The sequence below is a fragment of the Phormidium sp. FACHB-592 genome (genome assembly GCF_014695795.1).
Classification (GTDB): domain Bacteria; phylum Cyanobacteriota; class Cyanobacteriia; order Leptolyngbyales; family Leptolyngbyaceae; genus Stenomitos.
Genome location: NZ_JACJOZ010000060.1, coordinates 1 through 14,586 on the forward strand (window position 1 = coordinate 1; position 14,586 = coordinate 14,586).

At 51.2% G+C, this 14,586-nt stretch carries 12 protein-coding genes and 2 pseudogenes; 9 read left to right on the forward strand and 5 right to left on the reverse strand.

From position 1 onward, the window contains the following. The 5 genes and pseudogenes from H6F86_RS16130 to H6F86_RS16150 all read left to right on the forward strand — a co-directional run. Positions 1–236: pseudogene (locus H6F86_RS16130) on the forward strand (transposase); the annotation flags it as partial. Positions 237–375: 139 nt separating this feature from the next. Next, a complete protein-coding gene (locus tag H6F86_RS16135; protein WP_190449684.1) occupies positions 376–546 on the forward strand; it encodes a hypothetical protein in 171 nt (56 codons plus the stop codon). A 156-nt stretch (positions 547–702) separates the two neighbouring features. Then, positions 703–1,032 (forward strand): hypothetical protein, encoded by a 330-nt coding sequence (locus tag H6F86_RS16140; protein WP_190449686.1) that lies wholly within the window; start codon positions 703–705, stop codon positions 1,030–1,032. A gap of 11 nt (positions 1,033–1,043) precedes the next feature. After that, a protein-coding gene (locus H6F86_RS16145) for an IS1 family transposase (protein ID WP_190449764.1) occupies positions 1,044–1,735 on the forward strand; the annotation gives its coding sequence in 2 pieces (ribosomal slippage) (positions 1,044–1,374 and positions 1,374–1,735; 693 coding nt in all). Positions 1,736–1,771: 36 nt separating this feature from the next. Beyond that, positions 1,772–2,191, forward strand: a complete 420-nt coding sequence (locus H6F86_RS16150) for an Ig-like domain-containing protein (RefSeq protein WP_277881677.1) — start codon at positions 1,772–1,774, stop codon at positions 2,189–2,191. Positions 2,192–2,487: 296 nt separating this feature from the next. Here the strand turns inward: H6F86_RS16150 and H6F86_RS16155 are convergent, their stop codons facing one another. The 5 genes from H6F86_RS16155 to H6F86_RS16175 form a co-directional block, all read right to left on the reverse strand. Then, complete coding sequence (locus H6F86_RS16155) at positions 2,488–3,273, reverse strand: DUF928 domain-containing protein (RefSeq protein ID WP_190449689.1); 786 nt, start codon at positions 3,271–3,273, stop codon at positions 2,488–2,490. 18 nt (positions 3,274–3,291) lie between these two features. Further along, positions 3,292–5,694: a CHASE2 domain-containing protein gene (locus H6F86_RS16160; RefSeq protein ID WP_190449690.1), complete on the reverse strand. Its 2,403-nt coding sequence runs from the start codon at positions 5,692–5,694 to the stop codon at positions 3,292–3,294. After that, positions 5,695–6,837, reverse strand: a complete 1,143-nt coding sequence (locus H6F86_RS16165; protein ID WP_190449692.1) for a DUF1822 family protein — start codon at positions 6,835–6,837, stop codon at positions 5,695–5,697. Between the two features lie 2 nt (positions 6,838–6,839). Next, positions 6,840–8,180, reverse strand: a complete 1,341-nt coding sequence (locus H6F86_RS16170; RefSeq protein ID WP_242033552.1) for a sigma-70 family RNA polymerase sigma factor — start codon at positions 8,178–8,180, stop codon at positions 6,840–6,842. A gap of 91 nt (positions 8,181–8,271) precedes the next feature. Continuing rightward, positions 8,272–8,778 carry a hypothetical protein gene (locus H6F86_RS16175; RefSeq protein ID WP_190449767.1) on the reverse strand — a complete coding sequence of 169 codons (507 nt, stop codon included), beginning with the start codon at positions 8,776–8,778 and terminating at the stop codon, positions 8,272–8,274. On the opposite strand from H6F86_RS16175, the pseudogene H6F86_RS16180 reads away from it, so the two are divergent. The 4 genes and pseudogenes from H6F86_RS16180 to H6F86_RS16195 all read left to right on the forward strand — a co-directional run bounded on the left by H6F86_RS16180 (position 8,695) and on the right by H6F86_RS16195 (position 14,518). Beyond that, positions 8,695–9,405, forward strand: a pseudogene (locus H6F86_RS16180) (IS1 family transposase). The gene H6F86_RS16175 and the pseudogene H6F86_RS16180 overlap by 84 nt on opposite strands. A gap of 345 nt (positions 9,406–9,750) precedes the next feature. Then, positions 9,751–11,130, forward strand: coding sequence for a hypothetical protein (locus H6F86_RS16185; protein WP_190449694.1), 1,380 nt, complete (start codon positions 9,751–9,753; stop codon positions 11,128–11,130). A gap of 97 nt (positions 11,131–11,227) precedes the next feature. After that, entirely contained in the window at positions 11,228–13,330 is a 2,103-nt protein-coding gene (locus tag H6F86_RS16190) for a DEAD/DEAH box helicase (RefSeq protein WP_190449695.1), read from the forward strand. 216 nt (positions 13,331–13,546) lie between these two features. Beyond that, the gene (locus H6F86_RS16195) at positions 13,547–14,518 is read left to right on the forward strand and encodes a hypothetical protein (RefSeq protein WP_190449697.1); all 972 of its coding nucleotides are present in this window, start codon (positions 13,547–13,549) and stop codon (positions 14,516–14,518) included. The last annotated feature ends 68 nt before the right edge of the window (positions 14,519–14,586 follow it).

A 14,586-nucleotide genomic window follows, 5' to 3' on the forward strand; every position in this document is an offset into this window, starting at 1 on the left:
CGAATGGGGCTTTATTTCTGTGGTTGGTTGAAACCGTCTTGTGTCCCTGCTGATGGGTCGGAGCGGGGGTGGTCATGGACAACTTATCGGCTCACAAAGTGGCGGGGGTGACGACGGCAATCGAGTCCGTTGGGGCACGGCTAATCTACCTATCTCCTTACTCACCCGCTTTCAATCCAATTGAAAACTTGTGGTCAAAGTTGAAGGCGTTCCTCAGAAGTGCTGAAGCTCGCACCTTCGAAACCTTGCATCAAGCAATTGTACAAGGATTAGAGCCGATTACGTTAGCAGTTGTACGAAGCTGGTTTAGCCATGCCTGCTACTGTACTTAATTAACCGGCACACCGCTATAGTGGCAATCAGCAATCGAGAGTGATGTCCATCGGCAGCAACGTGATCGCCAATCTGGATGGCATGACTATCGCCCACGGTTTTTTCCAAAACAGTGGCGGCATTCGGATGAACGTTGGCTCAGACGTGACGCTACAAAACATGATGGTCAACAACAACACCGCCAGCGACTTCACGGGCGGCGGTGCAATCTAGAACGATCGGGGCAACCTCACTGCCCTCAACAGCAGCTTCAGCGGTAACCAGGCAGGATTTGGCGGTGCCATTCTCAACGGCAACGGCAGCTATTCACAAGACCACAGCAGCACCGTTACCCTGAAGGACACCACCCTCAGCGGTAACCAGGCATTTGTGGGCGGCGCAATTTTCAACCAGGTTTGCACCCTCAACCTGACCAGCAGCACCGTCAGCGCCAACACGGGCACGGGCATTGTCAACAGTGATCGCGCAACGGTTCACAACACAATCGTGGCTGGAAATACTGCCACTCCGGGAAGCACCAGTCCTGATGTAAACGGTAACTCTATTAGTAAAGGTTACAACCTGATCGAGAATAGCACGGGCAGTACAGGGTTTGGTCGAGTCGGGGATCAAGTCGGCACCAATCAACAACCGATCGACCCGAAACTGGGACCTTTAGAAGATTACAATAGGGAGTTGCATAATAGAGGGATGAATTAGGGTTAGTTTTGATGGAATGCCCAGACTGTCAAGCCACTCATATCCGTAAGAACGGCAAGAGAAGGGGGAAGCAAAATTACATCTGTGTGGGTTGTTGCCGCCAATTCATTGATAGCTACACCGGAACTCAAGGCTACAGTGATGACATCAAGGGACAATGCTTACGCATGTATGTTAACGGTATGGGCTTTCGAGGGATTGAACGAGTAACAGGGGTTCACCATACCACCGTCATTGCCTGGGTTAAACAAGTGGGAGAACACCTGCCTGATGCATATGATCCAGAGGAAGTTCCCCAAGTCGGTGAACTGGATGAACTGGAAATCTTTGTGGGGGCTAAAAAAACAAAATCTGGCTCTGGACAGCAGTAGACCACTTTCGAGCAGGCATTTTGGGTTGGGTGTTAGGTGACCATAGTGCAAAGACCTTTGAATCGTTGTGGGTGGTCGTTGGCGCATGGCAATGTTATTTCTATGTCACGGATGGTTGGAGTGTTTACCCGAGCTTTATTCCACCAGGAGATCAGATTGTGAGCAAAACCTATATGACTCGAGTCGAAGGTGAAAATACCCGCTTGCGGCACTGTCTCGCCCGCTTACATCGCAAAACATTGTGCTATTCCAAATCAGAAGCAATGCTGAGACATTCAATCCGCTTGTTACTTCACTACTTGAGATTTTGGGATGTCCCGATTCCTGCTTGATTCCTCCCACGATTCAGCAATGCCTACAATAGTCCTCTGTACAGCATGATTCCACAGTGGGGTAGCCGCGCCATCAATTCAGGCGATCTAACATTAAGTACGGAACGCGACCAAAACGGAGTGCCGCGATCTCAGGGTGGGCGTCCTGACATCGGAGCTGTTGAGTGGGTTAATCAGGCACCCACAGCCACAAATGATAGTGTGACTTTTAGAGGGCGCACCTTTACCTTCAATCCATTAGCGAATGATTTTGATCCGGCTGGTCAATCCTTTACCCTTGCCAGCTATTCCAACCCAGGCACTGGCAAGTTAACTAGAAATATAGACGGCACCTTTACCTATACTGCTAGCAGTTCTCTGCCCATATTTTTCCCAATTACAACTAGTTTTAGCTACACGATCGCAGATGAGCTAGGTGCAACCAGTACTGCCACAGTCATAATTAATCGGCGTTGATCCCAAATTAAATTGCAAAGACTACAGATCCTTTGCCCTCATCCCCAGTTCTTCTCCCGCAGGAGAAGGGAGCTAAAAGAAATGTCTCTCTCAAGGAGAGAGATTGAAGGTAAGGGCGGCTTGCTTAATCTGTAGCGCCTATTTTGAGATTTAGTATGAGCCGTTTTCTAAACGGTGCTGCTGCTTAACGTCTAACTGCTCCTGTAAGGGCGTTCTATAAAACGTCCTTACAAGCTTTTATAGTAAAGAGGTAGTGCCGTCTTACCTAAGCCTGACGGCTATCTCTACGGTGATTTCTACCATTTTGGAGTACAGCAGGGAGAAAAGGGAGCCGTTGTCAAATTGCCTAACTTTGCCTGTTTTAGCAGCGTTATCCAGGTTGAGGTAAGTTGGTGATCGCTCGGCTTCATGCGGTATAACTCTGCTAGCGTATCCACCGCGTTATACCAGATGCCTTTTTCAGCATATAAACGCACTTGTTCTAATGGTGTGGCGGCTTTCAGACGATTATGTAATGTAGCATCTGAGGCAACCCGCTGAACCATGCCGCTCACAAACACGGAAGAAGATGGTTTGGCGGGGTCGCAATACACTGACAGCGTCCAGGTGTAAGCTTTGCCTACCTCTAGAGCTTTTGCAGTTGCAGGTATTGGCAAGCGAATTAAACCCGGTTTTGTATCAGGAGCCGTAATGCGGGTGTTGTAGATGTAATTATCAGCAGCATCCTGCACCACAAATTCGATCGGCGTTTTCTCTGTTAATGCATTTGGCAAGTAGAACCAGAACGTTGGGCGGTCGCTCACGGTCTGCCCCCAAACAAATCCTTTATGGGTTGGCACCAGAGCAGTCAAGGCTTCAAACTGGCGGCAGGGTCCGCGACTGGCTCCGCCCCGTTGTCGTCCAGAGGGTGATCCTTGCTGGGGTGGGGTAGGGTCATTAAAGATAATTTGAGTGCTTTGAATTGTTTTTTGATCAGGAGCTTGCGCCCATGCGGATGAGGCAGTCATTAGTAAGCCGAGGGCGATCGTGGTTAAGGCTCCAGCCACTTGGCGGGTGAAAGCTGATTTTCTGAGGCGTAGCATGCTCTTTTAACAGTGCGATTAACGGGTATGGTCAATCTTACGATTGATGTAACTCAATATACCTACAGTGCTTAGAACTGCTGCTCCGGCAGGAACAAGAGGCACCCAAAGCCCTTGTATAAGTAGAAAAAGGCAGGAGGTAGTTAAGGCTCCTATCACCGCGATGCACACAGCGACACGCTGCAATAACGACAGTCTCAAGCTGACGCAGATGCTACCCACGATCGCCCATAGCCCAACCCACAAACTTTCTGTCGCCCAGTGCCAGACACCGAGAAGCGATCGCCCATCCAGCACAGCACTGATTAGCTGACTCGTCATGTGTGCCTGAATGATCACGCCTGGCATTCTGTCTGCTGTACCAGAGCCATCGGGCGTACTCCAAACATCACTGCTGCTGTTTGCCGTGACACCAACTAAAACAAGGCGATCTTTGATGGCTTCTCGACGGATTTTTCCCTGCAAGACTTGCGTGAGAGAGACCTGAGGCGCAATATCTCGCCATGACGGGAGCGATCGATAGTTGAGCAGCACTTGATTGCCACCCACATCAATGCCTTGATACCCACCCATGCGCTTCTGCAACCGATGAAAGATCGTCTTCCCCAGCTTTAAATTTCCTTGCGGTGTGAATTCAGGTGAGACGCCTTTCGCTTCGAGGTAGCGGAATGCTAGACGGGTATTAAAGGCATAGGGCGCAACACAGGGAGAGGCTGGATCGGGCGTCTGGAAAAGCAGTTGACGACGCAGTACGCCATCGTTATCCTCTAAAAAATCACTAAAGCCAACCCTTGATTCTGGTACTTCTGGTGGAGCTGCAATGCCGGTTGGGTCGAATTTGGCATCACGGCTTTTGCAAATTGCCACCAAGCGTTTGTTTCGCCGGAGTTGAGCTAGAAGGCTGGGATATTGAGCACTAGCCGAAAAATCTCGATAGATGTCTATACCAATCACCCGTGCCTGATCGTGCTCCAACTTCTTCAATAGTTGATTCAGCGCCTGATCAGAAAGTGAACTGCGGCGTTGAGTGGCATCTTGAGCTTGAATATCGGCTTCGTCGATCGTCACCAGCAACAAACGCGTATCAGGGGTTTCATGCGGTCGTAGTTGCAGCAGGCGATCGTAAGCCCATAATTCCACAGGTTGCAAAACGCCGAGCGATCGCAAACCCAGCACACATCCGGCTGCCACCAAACTCGACAATAGCACCCGGCTAAGTTTAAACTTCAGCGCTTGCGGTTTGAAGGTAGATTGATGCGTTGCTGTTGGTTGAATCTTTACAGTCTGACTGAGCCAATCACTCCATCTGGGCGGCAATTCGGCTGGATTTTGACAAATCACAGGCAGCCAAGTGGCACAGGGAAAATTGGACTCTAATGCGTGCAATTTTTCGCGAGCTTCGCGCATGGCTAAGTAAAAGGATTGACCACCCGAAAAAGCCTGCAAAAATTGTTTGAGAAACTCTTGGGCAACGCGATCGGGCACGGGTTCTCGCATTACCATCACCTGCGGGATTTGCAAATCGGCTAAGTTCCAAGCCAGTTGCAGCCCATCACAGGAGTTAAATATTGCCAGTTGCAACCCGCGCTCGATCGCTTTTTTGAGCGCAAATTTCAATTGCTCGATCGTGAGCTGTTGAGTTGCATTAATCTGAATTTTGCCTGCACCTCGACTCGAACTGTGTCCCGCAAAAAAGAGGATGTCCCAGTTTTTCGACCAGAGATGGTGATTGAGCATAGCTAAATCTGGTTCAACAAGCAATGTCAATTCGGTATCAGTTAATTGTTCTAATAGTTGTCGATCGTGAGCAACGTCAATACCTTGACTACTGCCTAAAACGGCTAGAATTCTCACTTGATTGTGAGTAGTTGACTGGGCTTTAATCGATCGTGTGTAATCCGGCAAACTCAAAGCAGGTTCAGCCTTAGGATAATCACCAAAAAATTGCCACAAATGCCAGGGAAGCCGCAATACTAATGGATTTTCAGCCGTAATAATGACACGAATTTCATCATCAGGAAGCAGGTGAGTGCGAAGCAAGCGATCGAGTGTGCGAAACCCATCGGCATTCAGCCAATGATTCAGCCCTTGCCGAAGTTCCTGACACAACCGTTCAAACTCTGCTTCCGAAACGTCGGTGATAAACGTGTCATCATCTTCAATTTCAAACGCTTCAAGGTCATCATCTTCAATTTCAGCCTCTTGGCTGGAGCGCGATCGTCGCCAATGACGATGAGCATACAGCGCTTCATATAACTGCTGCCAGCGCAAATAAAGCGCACCAAACTCTGGCGCGGGTGGCAAACTACCCATCATTTGCATCGGCATAGAACGATCAGCCAGCCACAGTTGAGCCGTGACGATCGTCCACCCCTCAGACCAATCGCCGCGACCCAGATTTAGCACCACCAGTTGACTCATTTAGGCGATAAACTCTTCAATAATGCGAGTATCAGCGCAGACAATTTGCAGCCGGAATGGGGTTCCTACAGTGCATTTAAACCGTTTTAGCTGCACATAGTTGCTCTGGCTTCCTGCCTGAACGGATTGCAGCACCGCTCCAGTGGCAGACAATAATTCGACGCTCAAATTTTCTGGCAACGAAGCATTGCCCTGCCAGGGTAACACTTGAATCCAAATGCGTTGCCGCTGGTCAAGTTCTGGATCTAGCCGAACGACTAGCAGCACATTGGTATCAGCACCCACCTGAAGGCGCTTTGCCCGCCGTACAATAAATTCCGGCTCATCTTCGCGCCGAAAACTAAATGCCAGTGTGGGTTCAGTCTGAAACAGTTCTTCGATCGCCTGCCAGCCTGTTTCAAACACATTCTGCACCCATTGGCTCAAATTCACGCTTACAGGTGCGTTAGTTCTAGGGCGTCGGCGCTCGCAGAATTGCTGCAGCCAAGTGGATGATAATAACGCACCCCACTCAGCAAAACTGGCTTCTAATCGCGGCAAGGTGACATCTCGGTTTGCCAGTTGTTGTATGAGACTCTCCGCCTGAACCTCTGTGAGAGGAGACAGGGCTGGAATGTCTGCACGGGTTGGTTCAGCGGGAAGTTGCTGCATCACCCAAAAGACAGTCAGATCCTGAATTACATCACTCTCATCTAGACTGTAGGTGCGATCGTGCTCGTCATACGCTCCGATCGACTTGAGAGCTTGATGAGTAGTGTAGCCCCAAAGATTGAGCCACTGCTCGTCCGTATCAACCTCTACAGCCAAATAGTAGTCCCCTATCCATGTGGGAAGATCAACCCACTCCTGGGGCACACGAAATTCATTTTTGTCCATCGCTTCCGTCGGGAGCAAAATTAAGCGAGTGTTGCCTATGTTGATCGCGCAACCATTTACTAACTCCCAGACTTCTGGGTAGTCTGTATCTACCACTGGCTCAATGCCAGACTTCTCCTGAAGCCATGGCAATACGGTTTGGAGACACACCTGATTAAGATAGGCTTGCACGCGATCGCCTGCCAGAGAAAATTCTCGCTGCCAAGCAGCTTCATGCACCATTGCCGGAATCTCCAGCCATTGCGTTGAAGTATCAAGTAATTGCATCGTTAGGGAACATCCTTTGAGGAGGGAGCATTCGCTTGCAGCCACTCCTCTAAAACTACACTCATGGTTTTTACTGCGGTCGAGGTCAGAGAAGTATGCAGCGTCTCTTGACTCCAGTGTGCCAATTTTAGTAAAAGGGTTTCCTTCACGCTACTCAAACGGCGAGAAACGGTGTACTGCTTGATGTCTAATTGTGCAGCGATTTGCCGTTGGGTAAGCTCCTGATTGTAATAAAGCTTGAGCAACGTCTGGCTGGTTGGATCAAGCGCCGCGATCGCTGCCGTCAGTACTGCTCGAATCTGCGCCTGCTGAAGTTGCCGCTCTTCGATTTCCTCTTGGCTAATCAGTGCAGCGAGGGGAGAAGCATCTTGAGCCAACAAATCATCTAGTAGCTCACCGCTACCTGACTCTGCCTTGTTTAGATTTAGTGAGGTCATTGTGGGATACAAAAAAGCTCGCGCCGCTTTCGCACAGGTCAGCAACCAGCGTTCTAACGTTTCTGATGTAGCTGTGGGCGCAGATGGTAATTGGCGTAATCGTTGCTGTTCATACAGGTGCGCGATCGCTGCCCAAGCGGCGGCATTTGGTCGGGTCAACTGACGGGTTGCAGGCGTATCGCTCGCTGCCCAACTCAACTTGAAACAGTTCCACGCCAAGCGATAGTAAGCGATCGTGTCAGGTGAAAAACCCATCTGCTGAAGCGATTCAATCAGTCGCTTTTGACTCAGCTTTCGCAGCAAGCCCCAATCCGTTCGACTGTCTGCTTCGCGCTGTTGCCGCAGCGTATCGCGGATCATGTTGCTAAAGACTAGGCTGGCGTAAGTTTTCAGGCTTGCCCCATACTCTGAACAATAGCCTTTGAGAACGATCGGCAGCGTGGCGATCGCAAGCTGAAAACAGTCAGGCAGGGAATACTGCACGCGGCTCGCCGTTTTTTGCGCCACCCAATAACAAGTTTCCTGCAAATATGCCGCCAGATGTCCAGCAGCTAACCGATTAGACTGGGTCCATGAGCGATGCCAATGCAAGGCCCAATCCGACTCCGATGCAAGCGGCGATGCCTGCTCCAACTGACGCAGCATATTCTGGTGCAAGCGGCGATCGATTGCCCAGCGTTGGAACCGATCGCCTGAAAACTCCATAAAGGTAGAAAAAACCTCTGTAATTATTTGTCGGGTTCGCACAAAGAGATAAAGAGAGATGTGGTTGCATGAAAAGGGAGTGCGGAGCGCAAGGGATGGTAAGTTTCGATTACCACACCAAGACCTGCCATGATATTGCAAGACTGCATCCGCAACTGGTTCAAGTATAGTGCTGCCCTGAAACAGCTCAAAGTCTACCATTTTGGGGTCTAGTCAAACTAACTCAGACGGTCGCTCGCCCGCCTCGTTGGCAAAACCGGGCGTAACCTCTAGGTTCATCGTCATGCATTCACTAACCAAATAGTATTAGCTTGATAGAAGTTGCCGCGCTGCTCCAGTTGACCTGGCCTGAGAGTAGCGCTCCAATCCAAAGCTCGACCAGTGGCATCTTGAGCGTCTGTTGCACTTCCACCAGCGAGATGCTGGGATGCTGTTGCAGGTAACTGACGATCGCCACTGACCAATCCCCCACGTTTTCGGCATGAGCCACAGACAACGGCTGCATCGCCTCCAGCACGTCTATCAACGTCTGTTGGTCGAGCACTCCGGCGACGGAATCAATCGGATTTGTAACGCGCGATCGCCGCTCTGCTGGAGCCGCTTCGACCAGAGCCTCCAAATTGAGCGATGTACTTTGTTTAACCAGTCCAGCTAAAAAGTCAGGGTAGTGCTCAAGATGTAATGATAGAGAAGTAGAGTTTGTTGTTGCTTCCCTATGGGTGCCTACCCGAGTTGTGCGTCCGCCCGAACGGTCAAGAACGGTCGCATTCACAACGGTATACAACAGTTTAAGTGCCACGACTGCGAACGACAGTTCGTGGCACAACGTACTCAAAAAGTCATTGACCAAGCGACGTGGGAACTCATTGACCGTTTGTTGCTAGAGCGCCTTTCTTTGGCTGGCACCGCCCGTGCCGCTTAGGTTTCTGAACAACGGCTACAAACCTATGTCAACGAGAAAGATGCGAAGGTGCCCCGCCAAGTGCAGGTGACATCCCAAAAGAGGGGCGGCTAACGATGCAAGGCGATGAATGATGGTCTTTCGTAGACCACAAGGGCAACAAGCAGTGGGTTTGGTTAGCGCTTAATGCGAACACACGTGAGATTGTGGGCGTTTTATATTGGCGCACGAGATGAAGCTGCTGCTCGTAAATTGTGGGTCTCCTTACCGCCGCTTTAGCGCCAATGTGCCATTGCTTACACCGATTTTTGGGCAGTCTATGGGGCAGTGCTGCCAAGCCAGCGACAGCAAGCAGTGGGTCAAGAAACGGGCGAGATCAGCTACATTGAGCGCTTCAACAATACGCTGAGGCAATGGGTATCGCGGCTAGTCCGAAAAACCCTGTCTTTCTCCAAATCGTTGGCGAACTACATTGGTGCCATCTGGTCTTTCATCCATCACTACAACGCATCATTACTTGTGTAGCACTACCGTGCCGTGAAGGTGGGATAGAAAGATGTTGGCGATCAAGCAATTGCCTAGGGGCGTGCGGGTCATTCCGCTTAGTCCATAAAACCTTATCTTCCTCAAAATTAGTAGAGAATCATATTGGTGCCATTTGGTTTTTCATTCATCACTATAATGTGTCATTACTTGTGTGGCACTACCGCTTTTCCTTGCCATAGTCGGTTCAAATAGTAGCTCAACGTCCGTTCGCTGCCCGCATAGCCTTGTTGTCGTAGTTCTTGGAGTAAGCCCTCTCACGCGTGCTCTCGCCCTCCTTCTTCCCTCTCCAGCACCACTAAGGGCAACTTTTTGACCTTAGACACCATGACAACGAGAGCAACTGACAAAAAGACCGACCCTAAAGCAGCAGAGAACAAAACTAAAGCGAAAAGAACTACGTCAGCCAAGCAGGGAGCCACAGCTACTCCCGTAATTGAGCAAGCTGCAAACACAGATGAACCATTACACCTTGAGCGGGTGCTGGCAACAGTTCAGCAAGCTGCCTTTACCAAAGCGATCGACACTACAATCGGAGTCATACCCTTAAAACAAGGTCATGCGGCACTCCTAGACCGCATAAGATTAACGACAGACCAAGCCGCTCAGACTCTAACTCTGACCGGGTTCAACTTGGTATTAGGTCTTGAGGTGTCCATACCCGCTAATATCGAAGGCTCTGGTGACTGGACGGTCAACGCCAGCAAGCTCCAGAGGCTGATGCAAAACTTCCCCGCTGGGGCAGTAACAATTGGGTGGGCACCTGGTGAAACTATGTCGGTCGTGAGCCGTACGGCAGGACCGTTCGATGTGGCTACGCGTCTGGCAGATGATTGTCCAATGATTCCTGTCCCAGGCTCCCCACAGAGTTTTGTACTGAAAAACCTGCGCTGGGGTCTAGGGTGCGCCCTCACATGCGCGGGCGCAGAAGACTTTCGCTGTGTGCATATGAACTTTTGGGCTCCCCCTAAGACCAAATTAAAAGCAGACGCAGCTAAACCAATAGCCGGTGTTACGCTGACCGCCACAAAGCAGTCGGCAGTCCTGGCGTATTACTTCGACACAGCCGAAGGGACTGACCTGGATCTACCAGACCGTAGCGTGGCGGTGGCTGGTGAGTCACTCCAAAAGCTGATGGTTTTGTTGAACGAGCACCCCTGTCGGGTAGAGCTAGATAGCGTCAGCACTGAAGACGTCGTTGTACGGTTTGTCATAACGCATGGCTCTGCAAAGACACAAGGCAAAACTGTGGCGCAGGGTAATGAAACACAGCTGACTCTAGCACAAGAAGCAACTCAAACAGTCTTTACCTGTCGTACGGACAAGGCTGAAAGCGTGAACGGCAATGAGTTTATGCCACCGACGTTACCCGTCGAGCTCAGTTTTGATCGGGATCAAATGGTCAAGGCGTTATGCCGTCAAGCGGTGTTCACTGACAAACAGGCAGCAGTAACCCTCGACATTGGGAGCAGTGAAGTGACCTTAACGTCGGCTGGTGCAGGCATTGGCAATGGCACGGACACCCTTAGCGCCCAAGTTAAAGGAGAACCAATGGCAATCAAGTTTGATCCTGAGCTGTTGTTGGAATGTCTCAAACAACTGCTTTCTAGTCAGGCAAGGCTCAGCATGAGCGCCGCTACCGAAGCGGCTTACGTACGCGACTCGGAGCGCGACGACTTATTTTTCGTGCTCATGCCCGCAGCGTAGCGCCTAGCGGTTGTTGTATGGCAGGAAGCCTCCCTTGTTCTGCCATACAACAACCCTTATTTATCGGTCAAAAATCTACTGTTCCCAAGCTCTTCTTATGCCTCACCGCTCGTCACAGCCCGAGACAAATGACAACAGCGACCTCTTACCCGGACAGAAGCTTATTCTAGACGCCGGCTTCATGGAAAGTGGGCAATCCTGGCTACTCGAAATGCCGACTGGATCAGGGAAGACTTGGCTGTCTGAGCAAGCGATTAACCATGTGCTGCAGCAAGGACGGAAAGCGATTTACGTTGCGCCCATTAAAGCGCTGACCCAGAATCAGTATACCGATTGGGCATACCGTTTTGGGGCAGACAATGTCGGCATTCTAGATAGTGACCATGAGCTGAATGCTGCAGCAATCGCCGCGGTGCAGTTGCTGGTCACCACGCCAGAAAGCTTGGAGTCCTGCCTACGGCAACCACAGACACATTTAATGTGGCTACGGCAACTATCGCTCTTAGTCATAGACGAAATCGACCTGATCAACGACGGGTGGCGGGGTGCCCGCCTGGAAGGGGCAATCCTCCAGTTGCAGCTACTTAACCCCCTGCTGCGGGTGATCGGCATTACAGCCACACTAGGCGACGAGAGGGCCTTAAGGACATGGTTAGGAGCTGCATTTGTCCGCACTACCCACAGAGCCGTACCACTGGACTGGCAACAGATCCACTTTTGGACAGCGGCAGAAAAGCAGTTACGAGCAGTCCAGTATGTGCTGAACGCAGTCCAACGGCAGCATCAATGCCTAATCTTCTGCCAGTCCCGTCAACGGACGGAGCTTTTGGGTCAAGTGCTGCTGGGAAAGGGCATACCGACGCTGTGGCATCATGCAGGACTTGCACCAGCCGAACGAACCGAAGCAGAAAACGCCTTTCAATTTGGGAAAGTGCAAGTGCTGTGTGCCACAACCACATTGGCGATGGGGGTCAACCTGCCAGCACGGGAAGTCCTCATTTACGACACCCAACGTCCAAACGGTAACGGAGACTTTGCGCCTATGCCTAAACGCGAACTCATTCAAATGGCGGGACGGGCGGGACGACCAGGTTTTGACGAACGAGGTACTGTCACGCTGCTCGTACATGAGAAAGAAGTAGGGCACTGGCGGGATGTGCACCAAAGCTTGCTCCTGCCTATACATTCAGCCTTAGCTGATCCGGCATTGCTCACTGAACGCGTCCTGACAGCCATTAATGGGCAGTATGTTCGGACAAGTGCGCAACTACAGCGCTTCTTAAACTGCACACTAGCAGCTCAGCAAGGGTTGTTGCCAAACGTTCCAGAGCTGCTTAAGGACATGCAAACGTCTGGCATGATCGCTGCCGTTGAAGGGAAGTTTACGACCACTAGCTTGAGTGACTTAGCCGTACGGTACTACCTGCAGCCGTCTACGGCTAGCCATTTCCAACGGTTGCTTCAAGTTGAGGAGCTGTGGTTGTTTGACCTACTTCTGGTCGTCTGCAGCTGTCCTGACTTTGCACCACTGCTGCCGGTGAGGCAAGAGCAGGTCAGCCAGAGTGAAGTGTGTTTAGCGTCCATTGCCACGGTGTTCTTGCAGTCCCAGGAAACATTGGAAGAGTACCTGCGGCCCCCTCAAGAGGCGCTGTTGAAGGTTGTCTACACAGCCTGTGCTTTATACATCTGGACCGTGTGCGGTGACGTAGAAGAGACGGCTAGCACCTTGTATTGTGCCTACCCTCAAGACTTGTTGAAGGCGATCGCCTCCGCTCAACGGTTGCTCGCAGCACTCCTGGAACTCTGTACCGTCATAGAGCTGCCAACTACAACAGTGGACCGAACAGAAGGCACAACAACACCAATTCGTCTGGAAGCGTTGTTGAAAATGGTAACGCACGGCTTTAACCCCGAAGAGGCCACACTGCTGTCAGTGCCGGGTGTCACTCCTGCTCAAGCCAAACAGCTGATCCGGCTTGGTATTCGTAGCGCTAAGCAGCTAGGGCAGACAGACCCACAGGCGCTCGTCCACTTGCAAGGGGTTGGCGCGAAGACTCGCACTAAGTTAGTGCGGTACGCCAGAGTCGTCGCTAAGCAATTGCCCAACTTTAGTGAACCGTGCAGCGTTGACAATTGCCAGCACAGCGTTAGGACCCTGAGACAACTGTGGATCAAGGCTCAGACTAACTGGAACCGTTAAGCCAATCTCCTTACAAAAGCAACCATGATGAAAACGTTGGCACCTACAGCGCTGACCTAAGGACGCCGTCCAACCGGCAGCAGCCCTTAGATTAAAAATCGAGTTTTAGCGACGTAACAACCAACTGGATCGAAGACTGCCGCTCAACCACTCCTCTCCCATGCCTTCCTAAGACCTCCCGCACTCAGACAAGGTCGCCTTTTCTGGGAAATCGCCTTGCCTAGACCCACAGAGCCTACAACACCCACAGAGTTGGTCACACGTAAAGGAACGGTACCGTTACCGCTCTACCTGCCAACCCTGTCACTTGGTCGGTTTGTACTGGACAAACACGTCCTACCGTACCTGCTGCCAGACCTGGCACCGGGTGTCATGGTCTCCCAGCGATACGTTGCCTACCTGGAAGCGCCGTTTGCCCAGAGTTTGTGGTTAGACAGTGGTGCTTATGCCCTGCTGTCAGTAGAGCAAGCAACCTGGTCGACTGGACTACAGGGACTGGGCCAAATCAGCCTGCCGCCGTCCCAGTGTAAACACGCGGGATGCGATCAACTGCACCCCAAACAAGTGCTGGATGCTCAAGAAGCACTTGCAGAAGTAGGGTTTACACTCGACATTCCGATACCGCCGGAGTGCTCAGCCCAAGAAGCGAGTCAGCGGTTAGCAGTCACGCTTAAGAATGCAGCCTGGGCACTCCGCCATAAGCAGCGAAAGGACCTGAAGCTCTTTGCTTCACTACCATTTTACAACTTGCAGCAAGCCCAACAGACAGCCAAAACCTACGCTCAAATGTACCTGAACGGCAAGCAGTTCGACGGCATTGCTGTGGGTGGGTTAGTGCCTCATCTAGCTGACGAAGCGCTGCTTCTAGCTATTGTCAAGACAGTGCGCGAAAACGCTCCCGGTTTGCCGATCCATCTCTTTGGTGTCGGTGAGCCAGCTTTGTGCCACCAGTTGTTTGCCGCGGGCGCGACTAGTACAGACTCACCGACTTTCCTAACGAGAGCGGCAAGGGGACAACGGTGGGGTAGTGAAGCTGCCATGTCTGAACCCAGTTTGTATGAAAAAGTGCATTTGGCACTGATGAACCTGGCCGAAGGGCAGCAGTCTACCTTACCATTCAGTCCCTTTCTCCTGTCTCTGGCAACGTGGTACATGAGACCAGAAGTAAAGCGAAAAAGTAAAAGCTGAAAACGGTAAGCTGCTTCCCCTTCTACCGCTCAGCCCTCCTACCACTTTGTTACCAGGGTGAACGCTCA